Origin of the sequence: Actinomadura litoris (genome assembly GCF_009733595.1) — a bacterium.
GTDB lineage: Bacteria > Actinomycetota > Actinomycetes > Streptosporangiales > Streptosporangiaceae > Spirillospora > Spirillospora litoris.
In genome coordinates, this window is record NZ_WOFH01000010.1 from 154,921 (window position 1) to 174,261 (window position 19,341).

The window sequence follows — 19,341 nt, forward strand, 5'->3', positions numbered from 1 at the left end:
CCCGGTTTAGGCTGACCGGGACATGACGACTGCTGTGCGCGTGCTCGGATCCTTCGGCGCGGCGGTGGACGGCACGCCGGTGGACCTCGGCGGCCCCCGCCAGCGCTCGGTGCTCGCGCGCCTGGTCGTCGCGCAGGGCCGGATGGTCCCGGCCGACCGGCTCGTCGAGGACCTGTGGGGCGAGGCGGCGCCGCCGCGCGCCGCCGCCGGGCTCCAGTCGTTCGTCTCGCACCTGCGTCGGGCGCTGGAGCCGGGCCGCCCGCCCCGCACCCCGGCGCGCGTCCTGCTCACCGAGCCGCCCGGGTACGCGCTGCGGCTGCCCGCGGACGGCGTCGACGCCTGGGCGTTCGACGCGCTGATCGACGAGGCCGCCGCGCTGCTGGAGGCGGGCGATCCCGCGCGGGCGCGGCGGCGGGCGCAGGACGCGCTCGGGCGCTGGCGCGGACCCGCCTACGCCGAGTTCGCCGGGCTGCCCTGGGCCGCCGCCGAGGCCGCCCGGCTGGAGGAGCGGCGCCGCCTCGCGGTCGAGCGGCGGGCCGAGGCGACGCTGCGGCTCGGCGCGGCGCCCGAGGCCGTCCCCGACCTGGAGGCCCACACCGCCGCCAACCCGCTGCGCGAGGAGGGCTGGCGGCTGCTCGCGCTCGCCCTCTACCGCGCCGGGCGCCAGGGCGACGCCCTCGCCGCGCTCCGCCGCGCCCGCGCGGCGCTCACCGAGGAGCTGGGCGTCGACCCGGGTCCCGCCCTGCGCCGCCTGGAGTCCGACATCCTCGCCCAGGCGCCGTCCCTGGACCCGGCGGTCGGCGCTCCGGCGGACGCCCCGCGCCCGGTGCTGCGCCTCGCCGCCGCGCCCCCGGAGAGCGCCGCGCCGGTGACCCGGGGGACGGCGTTCGTCGGACGCGAGAGCGAGCTGGCGCGGCTTGAGGAGGCCGCGCGCGCCGCCGCGGCGGGACGGCGCGGCGTCGTCATCGTCGGCGGCGACGCGGGCATGGGCAAGACCGCCCTGGTCGAACGGTTCGCGCGCACGCTCGGCGACCGCGGCTGGACCCGCGCCTGGGGCCGCGCCCCCGAGACCGGCGGCGCCCCGGCGGCCTGGCCCTGGGCCGAGCTGCTGCACGAGCTGACCGCCGCCGTCCCGCCCGAGCCCGCCCTCGCCGCCCGCCTCGGCCCGCTCCTGGACGACGCGGCGGCCGGGCCTTCGGGCGCCTCGGGGGCCGACGCGGGCACCGGCCGGTTCCGGCTCCATCTGGCCGTGGGCGACTACCTCGACGAGGTCGCGGGCCACGCGCCGCTGCTGCTCGTCCTGGACGACCTCCACTGGGCCGACGAGGAGACGCTCGCGCTGCTGACGCGCCTCGCCGAGCGGCTCAGGGACCGCCCCGTCCTGCTGGTGACGACGTTCCGGCAGACCGAGGTGCCCGAGCGGCTCGCCGCCGCCCTCGCCCTGCTCGCCCGGCACGAGCCCGACCGGATCGACCTCGGCGGGCTGTCGGTGCCCGAGGTCGCCGCGCTCGTCCGCGACACCTGCGACGCCCGCCTCGGCGACGCCGAGCTGTCGGCGATCGCCGAGCGGACCGCCGGGAACCCGTTCTTCACCCGCGAGACCGCCCGGCTCCTGGAGGCCGAGGGCCTGCCCGCCGCGACCCGCCGCGTCCCCGCCGGGGTCGGCGACGTGCTGCGCCGCCGGATCGCGCGGCTGCCCGAGCCCGCGCAGGCCGTCCTGCGCGACGCCGCCGTCATCGGCCGGGACGCCCCCCTCGGCGTGCTGACCGACCTGACGGGCGACGAGGACGCCGTGCTCGACGCCGTCGAGGCGGGCCTGGCGTCCGGGCTGGTCACCGAGCCCGCGCCGGGCCGGATGCGGTTCGCGCACGCCCTCGTCCGCGACACCCTCTACACCGGGATCTCGCGGGCCCGCCGCGTCCGCGGCCACGGCCGGGTCGCCGCCGCGCTGGAGCGGCACAGCCCCGACGAGGTCGCCGCGATCGCCCACCACTACCTGGAGTCCGGCACCGACTCCGGCAAGGCCGTCCGGTACGCGCGGCTCGCCGCCGAGGCCGCCGAGGCCCGCTTCGCGCACGCGGCCGCCGCCGACCTGTGGGTCCGCGCCGTCGAGACGCTGCGCGCGCGGGGCCCCGAGGCGACCCGCGACCGGCTGGAGGCCGAGGTCTCCGCGATCCGCGCGTCCGCCCTCGCCGGGGACGTCGTCGCCGCCCGGCGCCGCCGCCAGGCCGCGATCGCCGACGCCCGCGCGCTCGGCGACGTCCGGCTGCTGGCCCGGGTCATCGTCGCCTTCGACGGCCCCACCCTGTGGACGGCCCGCGAGTACGGGACGCTCGACCAGGCCGTCGTCGACGCCACCGCCGAGGCGCTCGACCGGCTGCCGGAGGGCGAGCCGGAGCTGCGCGTCCGGCTGCTCACCACGATGGCGCTGGAGATGGAGGGGCAGCAGCGCGACGTGGGCGTCACCGCGTCCGGGGAGGCGGTCGCGCTCGCCCGCGAACTCGGCGACCCCGAGCTGATCGCCGTCGCGCTCAACGGCCGCTACATCAACTCCTACCGCACGGCGGACGGCCTGGCCGCGCGCCGCGCGATCGCGACCGAGCTGCTCGCCCTCGCGGGCGAGCACGACCTCGCCACCTACCTCGTCCTCGCGCACCTCCAGCTCCAGCAGAACGCCATCTCCGCGCTGGACCTGCCCGCCGCGAGCCGGCAGCTCGCCGAGGGCGCCCGCCTCGCCGACCAGTACGGGCTGCCGCTGCTCGCGCAGATCGCCACCTGGTACACGGGCCTCCAGCAGGCCTTCACCGCCCGCCCGGAGGCCGCCGAGCGCGCCTATGAGGAGGTGGGCGGCGCCATCGGCCGGGCCAGCATCTGGTTCGACGAGCGCGGCATGCTGTTCCTCGCCGCGTTCTGCGTGCGGCTCGTCCAGGGCCGGGCCGGGGAGATGGCCGAGGAGGCCGGCTGGCTGCACCGCCGGTGGCCGGGCATCGAGCCGATCGCCGACGTCCACGCGCTCGCGCTGGCCGCCGCCGGACGCACCGCCGAGGCCCGCGCCGCCGTGGCCGGGACGGGGCCCGTCCGGCTCGACTACTTCTTCGACCTCTCGATGGCCATCCGGGCGCTGCGCGCGATCGCGCTCGGCGACCGCGACCTGGCCGAGCGGGCCTACGCGGCCCTCCTGCCCTACGAGCAGCACGTCACCGGCGGCGGAACCGCCGTCGCCACCATCGGGCCCGTCGCGCACGTCCTCGGCGACCTGGCGCTGTTCCTGGAGCGCCCCGCGCACGTCACCGCCGCCCACTACCGCGAGGCCGCCCGGGTGGCCCGCCGCCTGGGCGCCGACCACTGGGTCGAGAAGGCCGACGACGCCCTCCGCTGCCTGGGCTCTCCCGCCGCCTGAGCACCGGCGTTGGACCGGGCGGGGCGGCGCGTGGGGGACAATCGGAGGGTGACAACGCTGGGAGACATGACCGACCGACGTCCGGCGGGCGAGCACCGCGCCGGGTTCGCCTGCTTCGTCGGGCGCCCGAACGTGGGCAAGTCCACGCTGATGAACGCGCTGGTCGGCACCAAGGTCGCGATCACCAGCAGCCGCCCGCAGACCACCCGGCGCGCCATCCGGGGCATCGTGCACCGGCCCGGCGCGCAGCTCGTCGTCGTCGACACCCCCGGCCTGCACAAGCCCCGCACGCTGCTCGGCGAGCGGCTCGACAGCCTCGTCCGCTCCACGCTGACCGAGGTGGACGTGATCGGGTTCTGCGTGCCCGCCGACCAGCCCGTCGGCCCCGGCGACAAGTACATCGCGCGCGAGCTGGCCGCCGTGAAGGGTACGCCGGTCGTGGCGATCGTGACCAAGACCGACCTGGCCGCCCCCGAGCGGGTCGCCGAGCAGCTCCTGGCCGTCGGGGGGCTCGGCGAGTTCGCCGACATCGTGCCCTGCTCGGCCGACGGCGGCTTCCAGGTCGACCTCGCCGGCGACCTGCTGATCTCCCACCTGCCCGAGGGCCCGCCGCTCTACCCCGAGGGCGACCTCACCGACGAGCCCGAGCAGGTCCTGGTCGCCGAGCTGATCCGCGAGGCCGCGCTGGAGGGCGTCCGCGACGAGCTGCCGCACTCGATCGCCGTGGTCGTGGACGAGATGGCCGCCCGCGAGAACCGGGGCGGGCGCGCCGACCTCGTCGACATCTACGCGCACCTGTTCGTCGAGCGGTCCAGCCAGAAGGGGATCATCATCGGCCACAAGGGCGCCCGGCTCCGCGAGGTCGGCGCCGCCGCCCGACGGCAGATCGAGGCGCTCCTCGGCACCAAGGTCTTCCTCGACCTGCGCGTCAGCGTCCTCAAGGACTGGCAGCGCGACCCCAAGCAGCTCCGGCGCCTCGGCTTCTACGACTGAGCGGCGGTCAGTCGGGCCTGGGCCAGGATCTTCCCGACGGCTCCTCCGGGGTCTCGTCCCCACTCGCGGGCCGCTCCTGCGGCTGGGGCCAGACGGCGTACTCGCCGTACTCGCGGTGCTGCCCGTACTCGCCCTGATTCCAGGCGTGGGGCCGGTCGCCGTACGCGGGCCCGGGACGCGGGGCGAGCATCCGGTCGCTGATCGGCCGGGCCAGGCTGCACCCGATCAGCAGCAGCGACGCCGCGACCGCCAGGTACCAGCCGTAGCGGACGGAGATCTGGTAGCCGACGTCCAGGCCGCCGCCCGGCACCCCGCCGGGCAGGTCGTCGCGCACGTCGCCCAGGCGGAGGACGAAGACCCCGCAGGCCAGCAGCGCCAGGACGGCGGGGACGGCGGCGAGCCCGCCGATCCGGGAGTCCCGGCCGAGCAGGTCCCAGCAGGCCAGGACGATCGCGACCACGGCCAGCGCCGGGACCGCGACGACCAGGTCGTCGGCGTCGATGCCCGCCACGCTGCCGGCGTCGCGCGAGAGCGAGCGGCCGAACAGGTCGACGACCACCTCCGCCCGCGCCCACGGCAGGAACGCCGAGACCAGCATCGTGGCCGCGGCGGCGATCATGGCGAGGTCCCAGACGGCGCCGTACCGCCGGGACGGCACGGGATCCGGCGGCGGCACCGCGCCGCCGGACGGGTCGGCGGGCGCCGGGGAGCCCTCGTCGTGCGGCAGGAACTCCGGCCGTGCGGTGGAGCGCGCGGACGGGCGCGCCCGCGTGCCGTCCGCGTCGGAACCCAGGTCACCGGTCATGGACCCAGCGTAAGGGGAGGGCCCGCCTTGGCCGGGACGGCCACGGCGGGGCTCCCGGGTCGGTAGTTTGGAAAGCGTCCGTTATGGGAGGAGAGCCCCGGTGTTGCTCGTTTTCGGACTGACGGCGGTGTTCCGTACGGTCAGTGACGGCACGTTCCACTGCCCCCACTGCGGCGGTGACCGTGCCTACCGGAGGCGGACCGGACGCCGCTGGCTCACCGTGTTCTTCGTCCCGCTGGTGCCGCTGTGGCGGCTCGGCCAGGCCGCCGAGTGCCGCACCTGCCGCCGCCGCTTCCCGGTGTCGGCACTGGCGATCCCGACCGCCCAGCAGATGGCGGCGGCGCTGCCCGCGGGCATGCGCGCCGCCGCGACGCTGGTGCTGCGCTCGGGCGACCCCTCCGACGGGACGGCCCGCGCCCGCGCCGCGACCACCGTGCTCGGCTACGGCGAGCCCGGCTACGCCGACGCCGACATCGACGCCGACCTCCGGCTGCGGGACGAGCTGCTGGAGCGCGACGTCGCGCGGGCGGGCGCGCAGCTCGCCGTCGAGGCCAAGGAGTGGTTCCTCGCGCAGGTCGTCCGGATCGGGCTGGCGGACGGGCCGCTCGGCGACGGGGAGCGGCAGGCCCTGCACCGGATCGCCGAGCTGCTCGGCATGTCCCGGGCGTACGCTCTCGGCGTGATCGTGATGACGGAGGGGGCGGCACGGTGACCGGGGGCCGGGTGATCGGGAGCGCGCCGACCGGGAGCGCGGTGATCGAGCGGCCCGGGACGGCGCTCGTCCGCGATCCCGGCCCGCGCCTCGCCGACGGGATCGTCACCCACCGCGACCGCCGCGAGGTGGACACCGCGCTCGCCGCGCGCCAGCACGGGGACTACGTCGCGGCGCTGGGCGAGGCGGGCTGGCGGGTCCGCCCGGTCGCGCCCGCCGACGCCCACCCCGACGCCGTGTTCGTCGAGGACGCCGTGGTCGTCTGCGGCGACCTCGCGGTCCTCGGCCGGTCCGGCGAGACGCGCCGCAGGGGCGAGGTCCCCGGCGCCGAGGCGGCGGTGCGCGACCTCGGCCTGCGGGTCGAGCGGATCACCGAGCCCGGCACGCTGGACGGCGGCGACGTCCTGCACGCGGGCGGCACCGTCTACGTCGGACGCGGCCCCCGCACCAACGAGGAGGGCATCTGCCAGCTCGCCCACCTGCTGGGCGGGCGGCGGGTCGTGCCCGTCGACACGCGCGGCTGCGTGCACCTGAAGTCGGCGATCACCGCGCTGCCCGACGGGACGATCATCGGTGTGCCCGAGCTCGTGGACACCTCCGTCCTGCCGTGCATGCGGGTCGCGGGCGAGCCGGCGGGCGCGCAGGTCGTCGTGCTCGGGCCCGAGCACGTCCTGATCTCGGCGGCGGCGCCGCGCACCGCCGCCCAGCTCGCCGCCGACGGCCTGCGCGTCACGACCGTCGACATCAGCGAGTTCGAGGCCCTCGAAGGCTGCGTGACCTGCCTGTCGGTGCTCGTCCCCCGGCCGCGGGCGCGAGACGCGCACGTCTCACCATGCGGGACGTCATTTCCGTAAGTCGGATGCGGTCTGTTAACTTTGCAGCGTGTCGCGTGTGCTGCTCCTCCTTAGCGGCCGCAGCGGGGGCCTGTGACGAGGTCGGCTCCCTCGCTGCGGAGCCTTGACGTGTCGGACGTCGGCCGCAGGATCTGAGCAGAGAGACCACCACGGATGTATCCGCAGCAACAGCCCTCGGGCATGCCCTTCCACCGCTACCGCCCCGTCGAGCCCGTCCGGCTCGCCGACCGCACCTGGCCGGACCGCGTCATCACCGAGGCGCCGCGCTGGTGCGCGGTGGACCTGCGCGACGGCAACCAGGCCCTGATCGACCCGATGGACGCCGACCGCAAGCTCAGGATGTTCGAGCTGCTGGTACGGATGGGCTACAAGGAGATCGAGGTCGGGTTCCCCGCCGCGAGCCAGACCGACTACGACTTCATCCGGCAGATCATCGAGGAGGACCGCGTCCCCGAGGACGTGGTGATCCAGGTCCTGACGCAGGCGCGGCCCGAGCTGATCGAGCGGACGTTCGAGTCGCTGCGCGGCGCCCGGCGGGCCATCGTCCACCTGTACAACTCGACGAGCACGCTCCAGCGCCGCGTCGTGTTCGGGCAGGACCGCGACGGGATCACCGCGATCGCCGTCGAGGGCGCCAAGCTGTGCGCCAAGCTCGCCGAGGACATGGGCGACACCGAGATCCACTTCCAGTACTCGCCGGAGTCCTTCACCGGCACCGAGCTGGAGTACGCCGTCGAGATCTGCAACGCCGTCAACGACGTGTGGCGGCCGACGCCCGACCGCAAGGTCATCGTCAACCTGCCGGCGACCGTCGAGATGGCCACCCCGAACGTGTACGCCGACCAGATCGAGTGGATGAACCGGAACCTCGCCTACCGCGACTCCGTCATCCTGTCGCTGCACCCCCACAACGACCGCGGCACCGCCGTCGCCGCCGCCGAGCTCGGCTACCAGGCGGGCGCCGACCGCATCGAGGGCTGCCTGTTCGGCAACGGCGAGCGCACCGGCAACGTCTGCCTGGTCACGCTCGGCCTGAACCTGTTCACCCAGGGCGTGGACCCGCGGATCGACTTCTCCGACATCGACGAGATCCGCCGGACGGTCGAGTACTGCAACCAGCTGCCCGTCCACGAGCGGCACCCCTACGGCGGCGACCTGGTCTACACCGCGTTCTCCGGCTCCCACCAGGACGCCATCAACAAGGGCTTCGACCACCTCAGGCGGGACGCGCGGGCCGCCGGGACCCCGGTGGAGCAGCACCGCTGGGAGATCCCCTACCTGCCGATCGACCCGCACGACGTCGGCCGCACCTACGAGGCCGTGATCCGCGTCAACAGCCAGTCGGGCAAGGGCGGCGTCGCCTACATCATGAAGTCCGAGCACTCGCTGGAGCTGCCGCGCCGCCTCCAGATCGAGTTCTCCCGGATCGTGCAGCGGCACACCGACAGCGAGGGCGGCGAGGTCACCGCCGAGCGCATGTGGGAGATCTTCCAGGCCGAGTTCCTGCACAACGGCCCGCGCGTCGGCCTGCTCGCCCACCGCGCGACCTCCCGGGTGGCCGAGAAGGACGCGCTGAGCTGCGACATCCGCCTGGACGGCGAGATTCGCGAGATCGAGGGCGTCGGCAACGGGCCCGTCTCGGCCTTCGAGGACGCGCTGGCCTCCGTCGGCATCGGCGTCCGCGTCCTCGACTACGCCGAGCACGCCATGAGCGCCGGCGGCGACGCCCGCGCCGCCGCCTACGTCGAGTGCGACGTGAACGGCACGTCGGTGTGGGGCGTCGGGATCGACGGCAACATCGTGACCGCGTCGCTGAAGGCCATGCTGTCGGCGGTCAACCGGGTGGACCGCGCCTGACACGCCGGGCGCCGGGCATGCCGGTGCGGCGGCCCGTCCCGGCTGGGACGGGCCGCCCCGGTCCATCGAGCGCCCCGTGGTTCGAGCGCCCCGTCGTTCGGTTCGAGTGCCCCGTGGTCCAAGTGCCCCTGGTTCGAGTGCCCCTGGTTCGAGTGCCCCCCGGTTCGAGTGCCTTGTCGTTCGGCGCCCGGACGACCGGCCGGCGTGCGCGGTCAGCGGGCGTGGCCGAGGACGTGGTGGACCAGTTCGCGGAGCGGGCCGTGCAGCTGGGCCTCGCCCACGGTGGTGCGGTCGCCGTCGATGTCGATCTCGTAGAGGAACTGGTCGGGGATCCGGCCGGGCGGCGGCACCCGTTCGAGATCGACACGGTCGACGAGCCTTGCCAGCACGGGATCGCGGGCGCTGTCGGACTCGGCCCGCTGCTCGATGCCGGCGAAGCCTCCGCTGCGGACGACTGTCACCTTCACTGCGTTTTCCGTTCCGGCCCACTCACGGTGAGACGCCTACCCCGTTCCACGCCTCGCGTATCGCCCTGGTCTCGGTGCCGTCCGCGCCGTACAGGTCGGTCGCGGTCGCGATGGTGGCGGCGGCGAACCTCTTGAAGTCGCTGTCGGACTCCAGTCTGCCGCCGGTGAGCGTGTCGTACCAGACCCGTCCGGCCTTCTCCCAGGCGTGGCCCCCGATGGAGGTCGCGGCGAGGTAGAAGGCGTGGTTCGGGATTCCGGAGTTGATGTGGACGCCGCCGTTGTCGCGGTAGGTGTCGACGTAGTGGTCCATGTGGCCTGGTTGGGGATCCTTGCCGAGTCGCGGATCATCGTAGGCCGTTCCGGGGGCCTTGAGCGAGCGGAGCGCGATCCCGCGCACCCCCTCGGCGAGCAGGCCCGCGCCGATCAGCCAGTCGGCCTGGTCGGCGGTCTGGTCGAGGTGCCACTGCTTGATCAGCGAGCCGAACACGTCCGAGACCGACTCGTTGAGCGCGCCGGGCTGGCTGTAGTACTCCAGGCCGGCGGTGTACTGGGTGATGCCGTGGGTGAGCTCGTGGCCGGTGACGTCGAGCGGGCCGGTGAACTCGGTGAACAGGACGCCGTCACCGTCCCCGTAGACCATCTGCTCGCCGTTCCAGAACGCGTTGTCGTAATCGTCGCCGTAGTGGACGGTGGAGACCAGCGGCAGCCCGGCGCCGTCGATGGAGTTGCGGCGGTAGGCGGCCTCGAAGAAGTCGAAGGTCACGCCGAGCCAGTCGTAGGACTGGTCGACGACCTTGTCCCCGGTGGCGGGCGCCCCCTCGGCGCGGACGGTCCGGCCGGGGAGCCGCTCGCGGTGCTCGGCGTCGTGGATCGTCCGGTTGGGGACGAAGTCCTCGTTGGGCTCGGGCGCGGTGGGCGCGAGCGTACGGCGCTCGGAGGAGTGGGCGGAGGTGAGGGCCAGGGTCCGGCGGGCGCGGGCGCGCAGTGCCGGGTCACCTGCGTCGGTAGCGATGCGTTCCAGCATGTGCGGCGGCACGATGTGGCATCTCATGCCACAACGCTGCCAGTTCAACGTGATCCAGACCACGTTTTCACACGGGACGGTGGCGGCCGAATCCGGTCACGTAACGTAATGGCAACAGAACCGAGGGAGATCGTCCGGGGGACTTGTGAAGATCCTGCGGAGATGACCGGGCTGGCAGCGGGGCAGGCCGTGACGTGCGCCAGAATGAACGGGTGACCCTCTACCGCGACGAAGGCATCGTCCTGCGCACCCAGAAGCTGGGCGAGGCCGACCGCATCGTGACGGTGCTGACCCGGCGCACCGGCCGGATCCGCGCCGCGGCGAAGGGCGTCCGCAAGACCAAGTCCAGGTTCGGGGCGCGGCTGGAGCCGTTCACCCACGTGGACCTGCAACTGTACGAGCGGCGCTCGCTCGACCTGATCACCCAGGCCGAGACGCTCCGGCCGTACGGGGAGGGCCTGGTCGCCGACTATCCCCGCTACACGGCGGGCACGGCGATGCTGGAGACGGCCGAGCGGCTCGCCGGCGACGAGGGCGAGCCCGCGCTGCGGCAGTTCCTGCTGCTGGTCGGGGGGCTGCGCACGCTGGTGGAGCGCAGCCACGACCCGCGCCTCGTCCTGGACGCCTACCTGCTGCGGTCACTGTCGGTCGCGGGCTGGGCCCCGGCGCTGGACGAGTGCTGCCGCTGCGGCACCCGCGGCGGGCTGCGCGGGTTCGCGATCGCGGCGGGCGGCGCGGTGTGCGCCAACTGCCGCCAGCCCGGCGCCGCGACCCCGGCGCCGCCGACGTTCGCGCTGATGCTGGCGCTGCTGCGCGGCGAGTGGGAGTACGCCGACGGCAGCGACCCGCGCCACCGTGCCGAGTGCAGCGGCCTGGTGGCCGCCTACCTCCAGTGGCACCTGGAGCACGGGATCCGCTCCCTGCGCCACGTGGAGCGCGGCATGGAGGGCTCCGGCGGGAGCATCGGCGACGACACCAACGACGACACCAACCGGGAGAGAGTTTGAGCAGGGCCGTTTCGCCTCCGGAACCGCATCGGGACGGCGCCGTGCCGCCCCCGATCCCCGCGGACCTGGTGCCCCGGCACGTCGCCATCGTCATGGACGGCAACGGCCGCTGGGCCAAGGGGCGCGGGCTGCCGCGCACCGAGGGGCACAGACGCGGCGAGGACTCGCTCTTCGACGTGATCATGGGCGCGATCGAGCTGGGCGTCCCCTACCTGTCGGCGTACGCGTTCTCGACCGAGAACTGGAAGCGGTCGCCCGACGAGGTGCGCTTCCTCATGGGCTTCAACCGGGACGTGATCCGCCGCCGCCGCGACCAGCTCGACTCGATGGGCGTCCGGGTGCGGTGGGCGGGGCGCCGCCCGAAGCTGTGGCGCAGCGTCATCAAGGAGCTGGAGACCGCCGAGGAGATGACGCGCGGCAACGACGTCCTCACCCTCCAGTTCTGCGTGAACTACGGGGGCCGCGCCGAGATCGCGGACGCGGCGGCGGCGATCGCCCGCGACGTCCGGGACGGGCGGCTGAACCCCGACAAGATCAACGAGAAGGTGTTCGCGCGCTACCTCGACGAGCCCGGCATCCCGGACGTGGACCTGTTCCTGCGCTCGTCGGGCGAGCAGCGCACGTCGAACTTCCTGCTCTGGCAGTCGGCCTACGCGGAGATGGTCTTCCTCGACACGCTGTGGCCCGACTTCGACCGCCGGCACCTCTGGCACGCCTGCGAGCTGTACGCTTCCCGGGACCGCCGCTACGGGGGCGCGCTCCCGAACCCGGTGGCGCCCGCGGCGGCCACCTGACCTCGTCGGGGGTTCCCTGCCGGGGCCGTCCACGGCCCCGGCAGGACGGAGAACCGAACGGTCACGCCAGGGCGGCGTCCAGGGTGATCGTGGTGCCCTTCAGCGCCTGGCTGACCGGGCAGCCGTCCTTGGCCGCCAGCGCCGCCTTCTCGAAGTCGGCGGCCGACAGGCCGGGCACGGTGGCGCGGACGGTGAGGTGGATGCCGGTGATCCCCTCGCCCGGCTGGAAGGTGACGTCCGCCCTGGTGTCGACCTTCTCCGGCGGCGTGCCCGCGCCGGCGAGGCCGTGCGAGAGCGCCATCGAGTAGCAGGTGGAGTGGGCGGCGGCGATGAGCTCCTCGGGGCTGGTGCGCCCGTCGGCCTGCTCGGCGCGCGAGGGCCAGTTGACGTCGAACGTGCCGATGCCGGACGAGTCCAGCGAAACCGTGCCCTCGCCCTGGAGGAGCGGGCCTTCCCAGTGTGCGTTAGCGGTGCGAGTGGTAGCCATGCCCCCGATTCTTCACCATGGCGGCGGCGGCCCGATCACCGCCCGCGTGCGAACCTCCCGGGCCGGGGCGGGGGAGGAGCTGCGGCTCAGCGGGACGCGCGGGCGGCGCAGTCGGCGCAGGTGCCGAAGACCTCGACGGTGTGGGTGATGTCGACGAACCCGTGCTCGGCGCCGATCGCGTCGGCCCAGCGCTCCACGGCCGGGCCCTCCACCTCGACCGTGCGCCCGCAATCGCGGCACACGAGATGGTGGTGGTGCTGCTCGGTACGGCAGGCGCGGTACACGGCCTCGCCCTCGTCGGTGCGCAGCACGTCGACCTCACCGGAGTCGCTGAGCGCCTGCAGCGCCCGGTAGACCGTGGTCAGGCCGATCTTGGAACCGTCCGCGCGCAGGTCGGCGTAGATGTCCTGCGCGCTGCGGAAACCCTCGCAGCCCGCCAGCATCTCCCGCACCGCGTCCCGGCGGGCCGTCGTCATCCCCCAAGCACCTCCGCCTCGGCGTCCACCCCGGACCGGACGGCGGGAATCCTCCTCCCGGCCGCGGCCCGAGCGCGTGCGCGTCGCACCAGCGTCCCCCCGAGGACTGCCGCGACGAACAGGGTGAGCGCCAGCAGCACGATCGAGGGTCCCGGGGGAAGATCGTACTCGAAGGAGCCGGCCAGCCCCGCTACGGCCGACAGTACACCGGCCGCCATCGCCAGCAGCATCGTGGCGCGGAAACCGCGGGTGAGCTGCTGCGCCGCCGCGACCGGGACGACCATGAGCGCGCTGACCAGCAGCAGCCCGATCGCGCGCATCGCGATGACGACGGTGACCGCCGCCGTGACCGCGACCAGCGCGCTCAGGAACCGGACGGGCAGCCCGGACGCCCGCGCGACCTCCTCGTCCTGGCACAGCAGGAACAGCTCGCGGCCGAACAGCGCCACGACCCCGAGGACGACGGCGGCGAGGGCGGCCACCACGTACAGGTCGTCCACCGTGACGCTGCTGATCGAGCCGAACAGGTAGGACTGGAGGCTCGTCCCGCCGCCGCCCTCCGCGTCGGTCAGCAGCACGCCGCCCGCGAGCCCGCCGTAGAACAGCAGCGCGAGCGCGACGTCGGCGCCGCTGCGGCTGCGGGCGCGCAGCACCTCGATCGCGACCGCGCCGAGCACCGCCACGACCAGCGCGCCGAGGACGGGCGAGGTGCCGGTGAGCAGGCCGAGCCCGATGCCGGTGAGCGCGATGTGCCCGACGCCGTCGCCGAGCAGCGACAGCCGGCGCTGCACGATGAACGTGCCGACGGCGGGCGCGGTCAGCCCGATCAGCACCGCCATCACCAGCGCGACCCGCATGAAGTCGTACTCCAGCATCCCCATCACGCGCTTTCCCTCATGTCCGCGGGCGAGGAGGTGTCGCGGACGAGGCGCCCGTGCTCCAGCTCGACCGTCCTCGTGACGACCGGTTCCATGGGGCCGAGCTCGTGCGCGACGAGGACGACGGTGCGCCCGGTCCCGGCCAGGTCGCGCAGGGTCGCCGCGAGCGCGGCCTGGTTGCCCGCGTCCACCCCGGCGGTCGGCTCGTCCAGCACGAACACGTCGGGCTCCCCGGCGAGCGCGCGGGCGATCAGCACCCGCTGCTGCTGCCCGCCCGACAGCAGGTGCGCCGACTCGCGGGCGAGCGCGGTGAGGCCGGCGGCCTCCAGCGCCCGGTCGACGGCGGCGCGGTCGGCGGCCGAGGCGGGCCGCCAGCGCGACTGCCGCGCGACGCGTCCGGACGCGACGACCTCCCGGACCGTCGAGGGCACGCCGCCGCCCATCGGCAGCCGCTGCGGCACGTACCCGACGCGCCGCCAGTCGCGGAACCGGCCGGGCGGCACGCCGTAGATCTCGGTGCGCCCGCCCGCCAGCGGGACGAGCCCGAGCAGCGCCTTGACCAGGGTGGACTTGCCCGCCCCGTTCGGTCCCATGACCGCGAGGACGTCGCCGGGGGCCACCTCCAGGTCGACGGCGTCGAGCACCGCGCGGCCGTCGCGCCGGACGGTCCCGGCCGTCATCGCGAAGGGCGGCGCGCTCATGAGCACCCCAGCGCGGGACGCAGCACGGCCAGGTTCTTCTCCATGATCGTCATGTAGTCGTCGGACGAGCCGCTCTCGACGCCCTCCACGGGGTCGAGGACGGCCGTCCGCACCCCCGCCTCGCGCGCGAGCGCCTCCCCGACCTTGGGGCTGACCAGCGTCTCGGTGAACACGGTGGTCGCGCCCGCCGCCTTGATCTGCCCCGTCAGCTCGGCGAGCCGCCGGGGGGACGGCTCGCTGGTCGGGTCCACGCCCGCGATCGACACCTGCCGGAGGCCGTACCGCTCGGCGAGGTAGCCGAACGCGGCGTGCGCGGTGACGATCGACCGGCGCCCGCAGGTCCTCAGCCCGTCGCGGTAGCGGCGGTCGAGGCCGGTCAGCTTGGCGGCGACGGTGTTGGCACGTTCCTTGTAGGCGGCGGCGTGCTCGGGGTCGGCGGCGGCCAGCTTGCCGCCGAGCGCGGTGGCGACGGTGGCCATGCGGCTGGGGTCCAGCCATATGTGCGGGTCGAAGTGGGCCTTGCCGCCGCCGTGCTCGTGCTCGTGGTCCTCCTCGTCCTCGGCGGGCGGCGGCAGCGTCCTGACGAGGCTCGCGGCGTCCAGCGAGGTGTCCTTGGCGTGCTTGGCGACGGCGTCGTCCACGGCGGGCTGGACGCCCTTCACGTAGACGGCGAGGCCCGCCTTCTCGATCCGGGCGACCTGCTTGGCGGTCAGTTCCAGGTCGTGCGGTTCGGCGCCCGGTCTGGTCAGCGTCTGGACGGCGACGTCGGGCCCGCCGACCTCCTTCGCCAGCCAGGCGGCCGGGTAGAACGAGGCGACGACGTCCAGGCGGCCGGACGGGCCGTCGGCGCCGGCGCCGCCGCAGCCCGCCAGCCCGGCGAGCGCGGTGAGCCCGGCGACGGCGACGGCCGCCCTGCGCGGGGTGTGGGCGGGATGGGTGTCGGTGGGTGCGGTGTCCGAGCGTGGAGCGGTGTTCCAGGGGGTCAGCACGGAACGATTATGGATGAAGATGAAAATGATTGTCAAAACCGTCCGAAGGCCCTGGCCAGGGCGAATCCGGTCAGGACGGTCAGAGCCACCACCCGCAACACGCGTCCCTGCGGGTCCAGCGCGGGCCAGTTGAGGTAGGCGAACCAGCCCAGCGCCACCGCGAGGACCAGCAGCCCGGCGGCGGCGACCCAGCCCGTCCCGACCATGCCGACCACCAGCAGGACGAACACCGCCGCCAGCAGCGCCGCCCTCGGCATCCGGTGCAGGAACACCACGGGAGCCGCGCTCCACCGCTCGACCGTCGCCCGCATGCCCGTCGCCGGGGTCTCCGGCCGCCCGCCTCGTGTGCTCACGGGGCCAAGGTACTGCGAGGATGGGGCGATGATCGCGATAACCCGGTACCGCGTGCCAGGTGAGGGCGCGGGCGACTTCGCCGCCCGCATGACGGCCCTGCTGCGGACGCTGTCGGCCAGCCCCGGCTTCCGCTCCGGCCGCCTCGCCAGGACCGTCGACGAGCCGGGCCTGTGGGCGCTGGTCACCGAGTGGGACGGCGCGGGGTACTACCGCCGCGCGCTCGGCGCCTACGAGGTGCGGCTGGAGTTCATCCCGCTCGCCGCCATGGCGGTGGACGAGCCCGGCGCCTACGAGGTCGTCAGCTCCGCCTGAGCCGACCCGCGGCCCGGCCGGGATCGGCCGGGGGCGGCGGGGCCCGGTCGGGGCCGGTCCAGATAAGGGCAACCGCCGGGCAAGAAGCGTCCTGGCCCGGTTTCACCCCGTCCGTCCATGGTCATCTTTGCCGCATCACGATCATGCCGCCCGCCGCGCGGGGGACAGGGCCGCCGGGCGGGGCGCGCGTCGGGGTTCGGGGGAGATGTGATGCGCCATGCCGTCCAGCTCAGCGGAGTCCTCGGGGTGGCGGTCGCCGCGCCCCTCCTCGCCTGCCTGTGGCCCGCCGCCGCGCGGCCGCCGGCCGCGGCGCTGACCGGCGCGGCCGAGGACGGCCCCGGAGGGGCGCGGACGGTCCGCTACCACGGCGTGCGCGTGCCCGTCCCCGAGGGCTGGACGGTGTACCGGCTCGACCGCGACCCCTCCCGCTGCGTCCGCTACGACCGGCACGCCGTCTACCTCGGACGCCCCGGACCGCAGCCCGACTGCCCGGCCCGCGTGGTCGGCCGCACCGAGGCCGTCCACGTGCAGCCGCTCGACGGGCGGCCGGAGGCGGACGGCGGCCCGGGCGCCTCGTCCCGGACGATCGTGCGGGGGAGCAGGCTCGCCTCCTACACCGTCCGGCGGAGCACCGGCCAGGAGGCGCGCCTCGCGCTGCCCGAGGCCGGCGTCGCGATCACCGGCGTGTACGGGACGGACCCGTCCCTGCTCCAGTGGCTGCTGCGCGGCACCCGCCTGGACCCGGCCGGGCCCGCCGTGCCACCCGGCCACCACCGGCCGGGGGAGCCGGATCCGCCCACCGACCCCACCGACGACCCGTCCTTCGCGATGCCGCCCTTCATCGGCCCCCCGGGCCCGGACGGCGAGGACGGCGAGCAGGGGGACGGCGGCGACGAGACGAAGGCGGAGGGCGCGTGGGCGGCGGGCAGGGGGTTCGACACCTGCACGGCCCCGGCGCTCTCCTCGATGCGGGCGTGGCGGCCCTCGTTCAAGATCACCAACATCTACATCGGCGGCGCGGCCCGGGGGTGCGCCCAGCCCAACCTCACCCCGGGCTGGGTGCGGAAGGTCCGGAAGATGGGCTACCGCATCACCCCCACCTACGTCGGGCTCCAGGCGCCCTGCGGGAGCCGCCCCCAGCGGTTCACCGCCGGGAACGCCGCGTCCAAGGGCCGGAAGGCGGCCGTGGACGCCGCGCGCAGGGCCAGGGCGCTCGGCATCCCGCCCCACAAGCCGATCTACTTCGACATGGAGGCCTACCGGGGGAACGCCGCGTGCCGGAGGGCCGTCCTGCGCTTCGTCAACGGGTGGGTGAAGCGGCTGAAGAGCGAGAACTACAAGCCGTGCCTGTACAGCAGCGCCGCCTCCGGCATCCGCGACGTCGGACGGTCCGCCCGGATCGCCAGGCCCGGCTGCGTCTGGTTCGCCAACTGGGACGGCAGGGCCCGCCTGTACGGCGATCCCTACCTGCCCGACCACTGGTGGACGCCGCACCGGCGGATCAAGCAGTACCGGGGCGGCCACCGGGAGCGGCACGGCGGCGTGACGCTCAACATCGACAGCAACATCGTCGACGGGAGCGTCTACTGACACCCGACCGGCCACCGTGCCCTAAGCTGGGCGGTGCCCGGAGGCGCCGGGCGACGTCCGGGCCTCACGGCGGCATCGCGGCCGACCGTCGCGATGCGTTCATCGGGGATCACACGCGCCACCCGCCCGCCGCCCGGCGGGGCCCAGGGGGCGCACGCACTGTCCCGCCGACCGCCAGCCGGATGGAGAACCTCTCATGGCACGCCGCTCAGATGTGCTGGACACGATCGTCAACCTCGCCAAACGGCGGGGCCTGGTCTACCCGTCGAGTGAGATCTACGGCGGGCTCCGCGCCTCCTGGGACTACGGCCCGCTCGGCGTGGAGCTGAAGAACAACGTCAAGCGCCAGTGGTGGAAGTCCATGGTGCAGGGCCGCGACGACGTCGTGGGCCTCGACTCCTGCGTCATCCTGGCGCGCGAGGTGTGGGAGGCCAGCGGCCACGTCCAGGCGTTCGTCGACCCGCTCACCGAGTGCCAGTCGTGCCACAAGCGCTTCCGCGCCGACCACCTCGAAGAGGCCTACGAGGCCAAGCACGGCCGCCCGCCCGCCGGGGGCCTGGCCGACATCACCTGCCCCAACTGCGGCGTGAAGGGCTCCTTCACCGAGCCGAAGATGTTCAACGGCCTGCTCAAGACCTACCTCGGCGTCGTCGAGGACGAGTCGGGCCTGGCCTACCTGCGTCCCGAGACGGCGCAGGGCATCTTCATCAACTACCTGAACGTCCAGCAGTCGGCGCGCCGCAAGGTGCCCTTCGGCATCGGGCAGATCGGCAAGTCGTTCCGCAACGAGGTCACGCCCGGCAACTTCATCTTCCGCACGCGCGAGTTCGAGCAGATGGAGATGGAGTTCTTCGTCAAGCCCGGCAGCGACGAGGAATGGCACCAGTACTGGATCGACGAGCGCTTCCAGTGGTACGTCGACCTCGGCGTCCGCAAGGAGAACCTGCGGCTGTACGAGCACCCGGCCGAGAAGCTGTCGCACTACTCCAAGCGCACGGTGGACGTCGAGTACCGCTTCGACTTCGTCGGCGCCGAGTGGGGCGAGCTGGAGGGCGTCGCCAACCGCACCGACTTCGACCTGACGACGCACGCCAAGGCGTCCGGCGCCGACCTGTCGTTCTTCGACCAGGAGTCCGGGGACCGCTTCACCCCGTACGTGATCGAGCCCGCGGCCGGCGTCGACCGCTGCACGCTCACGTTCATGATGGACGCCTACGCCGAGGACGAGGCGCCCAACGCCAAGGGCAAGCTGGAGAAGCGCGTCGTCATGCGGCTCGACCGGCGGCTCGCCCCGGTCAAGGTCGCGGTGCTGCCGCTGTCGCGCAACACCGACCTGTCGCCGAAGGCCCGCGACCTTGCCGCGCAGCTCCGCCGCAACTGGAACGTCGACTTCGACGACGCGGGCGCCATCGGCCGCCGCTACCGCCGCCAGGACGAGATCGGCACGCCGTTCTGCGTCACCGTCGACTTCGACACCCTCGACGATGATGCCGTCACCGTCCGCGAGCGCGACTCGATGAGCCAGGAGCGCATCGCGCTCAGCCAGGTCGAGTCGTTCCTGGCCGCGCAGCTCGTCGGCTGCTGATCATCCGCCTCGACGGGCCGCCCCTCGCCTGGGGGGCGGCCCGCGCGGTTCTGGGA

At 74.3% G+C, this 19,341-nt stretch carries 19 protein-coding genes; 10 read left to right on the forward strand and 9 right to left on the reverse strand.

What is annotated here, in order from left to right; all coding sequences use genetic code 11:
- The first annotated feature begins 22 nt into the window (after positions 1-22).
- Positions 23-3,400, forward strand: a complete 3,378-nt coding sequence (locus GNZ18_RS26665) for an ATP-binding protein (protein WP_156219294.1) — start codon at positions 23-25, stop codon at positions 3,398-3,400.
- Between the two features lie 66 nt (positions 3,401-3,466).
- A complete protein-coding gene (gene era / locus GNZ18_RS26670) occupies positions 3,467-4,393 on the forward strand; it encodes a GTPase Era (protein ID WP_156219295.1) in 927 nt (308 codons plus the stop codon).
- A gap of 7 nt (positions 4,394-4,400) precedes the next feature.
- On the opposite strand, the gene GNZ18_RS26675 is transcribed toward era, so the two are convergent.
- Positions 4,401-5,198: a hypothetical protein gene (locus GNZ18_RS26675; protein ID WP_156219296.1), complete on the reverse strand. Its 798-nt coding sequence runs from the start codon at positions 5,196-5,198 to the stop codon at positions 4,401-4,403.
- Positions 5,199-5,298: 100 nt separating this feature from the next.
- Between GNZ18_RS26675 and GNZ18_RS42520 the strand changes: the two genes are divergently transcribed.
- The 3 genes from GNZ18_RS42520 to leuA all read left to right on the forward strand — a co-directional run bounded on the left by GNZ18_RS42520 (position 5,299) and on the right by leuA (position 8,621).
- Entirely contained in the window at positions 5,299-5,910 is a 612-nt protein-coding gene (locus GNZ18_RS42520; RefSeq protein WP_173390892.1) for a zinc ribbon domain-containing protein, read from the forward strand.
- Positions 5,907-6,764 carry a dimethylargininase gene (ddaH, locus tag GNZ18_RS42525; protein ID WP_312874755.1) on the forward strand — a complete coding sequence of 286 codons (858 nt, stop codon included), beginning with the start codon at positions 5,907-5,909 and terminating at the stop codon, positions 6,762-6,764. Before GNZ18_RS42520 ends, ddaH begins: the two co-directional genes overlap by 4 nt.
- Positions 6,765-6,917: 153 nt before the next feature.
- Complete coding sequence (gene leuA / locus GNZ18_RS26685; protein ID WP_156219297.1) at positions 6,918-8,621, forward strand: 2-isopropylmalate synthase; 1,704 nt, start codon at positions 6,918-6,920, stop codon at positions 8,619-8,621.
- A 212-nt stretch (positions 8,622-8,833) separates the two neighbouring features.
- Here the strand turns inward: leuA and GNZ18_RS26690 are convergent, their stop codons facing one another.
- A complete protein-coding gene (locus tag GNZ18_RS26690; RefSeq protein WP_214617623.1) occupies positions 8,834-9,088 on the reverse strand; it encodes a protealysin inhibitor emfourin in 255 nt (84 codons plus the stop codon).
- Between the two features lie 22 nt (positions 9,089-9,110).
- The gene (locus tag GNZ18_RS26695) at positions 9,111-10,139 is read right to left on the reverse strand and encodes a M4 family metallopeptidase (protein WP_156219298.1); all 1,029 of its coding nucleotides are present in this window, start codon (positions 10,137-10,139) and stop codon (positions 9,111-9,113) included.
- 185 nt (positions 10,140-10,324) lie between these two features.
- Between GNZ18_RS26695 and recO the strand changes: the two genes are divergently transcribed.
- Complete coding sequence (recO, locus tag GNZ18_RS26700; protein ID WP_312874756.1) at positions 10,325-11,119, forward strand: DNA repair protein RecO; 795 nt, start codon at positions 10,325-10,327, stop codon at positions 11,117-11,119.
- The gene (locus GNZ18_RS26705) at positions 11,116-11,913 is read left to right on the forward strand and encodes an isoprenyl transferase (protein WP_156219299.1); all 798 of its coding nucleotides are present in this window, start codon (positions 11,116-11,118) and stop codon (positions 11,911-11,913) included. Before recO ends, GNZ18_RS26705 begins: the two co-directional genes overlap by 4 nt.
- Before the next feature lie 61 nt (positions 11,914-11,974).
- Here GNZ18_RS26705 and GNZ18_RS26710 read toward each other — a convergent pair whose 3' ends face one another.
- The 6 genes from GNZ18_RS26710 to GNZ18_RS26735 form a co-directional block, all read right to left on the reverse strand.
- Positions 11,975-12,400 (reverse strand): OsmC family protein, encoded by a 426-nt coding sequence (locus GNZ18_RS26710; RefSeq protein WP_156219300.1) that lies wholly within the window; start codon positions 12,398-12,400, stop codon positions 11,975-11,977.
- Between the two features lie 86 nt (positions 12,401-12,486).
- Positions 12,487-12,876 carry a Fur family transcriptional regulator gene (locus GNZ18_RS26715; RefSeq protein ID WP_156219301.1) on the reverse strand — a complete coding sequence of 130 codons (390 nt, stop codon included), beginning with the start codon at positions 12,874-12,876 and terminating at the stop codon, positions 12,487-12,489.
- The gene (locus GNZ18_RS26720) at positions 12,873-13,760 is read right to left on the reverse strand and encodes a metal ABC transporter permease (RefSeq protein WP_214617625.1); all 888 of its coding nucleotides are present in this window, start codon (positions 13,758-13,760) and stop codon (positions 12,873-12,875) included. Before GNZ18_RS26720 ends, GNZ18_RS26715 begins: the two co-directional genes overlap by 4 nt.
- A complete protein-coding gene (locus GNZ18_RS26725; RefSeq protein WP_156219303.1) occupies positions 13,757-14,455 on the reverse strand; it encodes a metal ABC transporter ATP-binding protein in 699 nt (232 codons plus the stop codon). The genes GNZ18_RS26720 and GNZ18_RS26725 overlap by 4 nt, the downstream gene beginning before the upstream one ends.
- The gene (locus GNZ18_RS26730) at positions 14,452-15,444 is read right to left on the reverse strand and encodes a metal ABC transporter substrate-binding protein (protein ID WP_312874757.1); all 993 of its coding nucleotides are present in this window, start codon (positions 15,442-15,444) and stop codon (positions 14,452-14,454) included. The genes GNZ18_RS26725 and GNZ18_RS26730 overlap by 4 nt, the downstream gene beginning before the upstream one ends.
- A 32-nt stretch (positions 15,445-15,476) precedes the next feature.
- Positions 15,477-15,797, reverse strand: a complete 321-nt coding sequence (locus GNZ18_RS26735) for a DUF6703 family protein (protein ID WP_156219304.1) — start codon at positions 15,795-15,797, stop codon at positions 15,477-15,479.
- A 28-nt stretch (positions 15,798-15,825) separates the two neighbouring features.
- Here GNZ18_RS26735 and GNZ18_RS26740 point away from each other — a divergent pair, with 28 nt between their 5' ends.
- The 3 genes from GNZ18_RS26740 to GNZ18_RS26750 all read left to right on the forward strand — a co-directional run bounded on the left by GNZ18_RS26740 (position 15,826) and on the right by GNZ18_RS26750 (position 19,285).
- Positions 15,826-16,110 (forward strand): antibiotic biosynthesis monooxygenase family protein, encoded by a 285-nt coding sequence (locus tag GNZ18_RS26740; protein WP_156219305.1) that lies wholly within the window; start codon positions 15,826-15,828, stop codon positions 16,108-16,110.
- 210 nt (positions 16,111-16,320) lie between these two features.
- The gene (locus GNZ18_RS26745) at positions 16,321-17,700 is read left to right on the forward strand and encodes a DUF1906 domain-containing protein (protein ID WP_156219306.1); all 1,380 of its coding nucleotides are present in this window, start codon (positions 16,321-16,323) and stop codon (positions 17,698-17,700) included.
- A 196-nt stretch (positions 17,701-17,896) separates the two neighbouring features.
- Positions 17,897-19,285, forward strand: coding sequence for a glycine--tRNA ligase (locus tag GNZ18_RS26750; RefSeq protein ID WP_156219307.1), 1,389 nt, complete (start codon positions 17,897-17,899; stop codon positions 19,283-19,285).
- The last annotated feature ends 56 nt before the right edge of the window (positions 19,286-19,341 follow it).

Excerpts from the sequence above, each read along its gene's own strand:
- GNZ18_RS26665 (WP_156219294.1), top strand. The coding sequence starts at position 23 with ATGACGACTGCTGTGCGCGTGCTCGGATCCTTCGGCGCGGCGGTGGAC.
- era (WP_156219295.1), top strand. The coding sequence starts at position 3,467 with ATGACCGACCGACGTCCGGCGGGCGAGCACCGCGCCGGGTTCGCCTGC.
- GNZ18_RS26675 (WP_156219296.1), bottom strand. The coding sequence starts at position 5,198 with ATGACCGGTGACCTGGGTTCCGACGCGGACGGCACGCGGGCGCGCCCG.
- leuA (WP_156219297.1), top strand. The coding sequence starts at position 6,918 with ATGTATCCGCAGCAACAGCCCTCGGGCATGCCCTTCCACCGCTACCGC.
- GNZ18_RS26695 (WP_156219298.1), bottom strand. The coding sequence starts at position 10,139 with ATGAGATGCCACATCGTGCCGCCGCACATGCTGGAACGCATCGCTACC.
- GNZ18_RS26710 (WP_156219300.1), bottom strand. The coding sequence starts at position 12,400 with ATGGCTACCACTCGCACCGCTAACGCACACTGGGAAGGCCCGCTCCTC.
- GNZ18_RS26715 (WP_156219301.1), bottom strand. The coding sequence starts at position 12,876 with ATGACGACGGCCCGCCGGGACGCGGTGCGGGAGATGCTGGCGGGCTGC.
- GNZ18_RS26725 (WP_156219303.1), bottom strand. The coding sequence starts at position 14,455 with ATGAGCGCGCCGCCCTTCGCGATGACGGCCGGGACCGTCCGGCGCGAC.
- GNZ18_RS26740 (WP_156219305.1), top strand. The coding sequence starts at position 15,826 with ATGATCGCGATAACCCGGTACCGCGTGCCAGGTGAGGGCGCGGGCGAC.
- GNZ18_RS26745 (WP_156219306.1), top strand. The coding sequence starts at position 16,321 with ATGCGCCATGCCGTCCAGCTCAGCGGAGTCCTCGGGGTGGCGGTCGCC.
- GNZ18_RS26750 (WP_156219307.1), top strand. The coding sequence starts at position 17,897 with ATGGCACGCCGCTCAGATGTGCTGGACACGATCGTCAACCTCGCCAAA.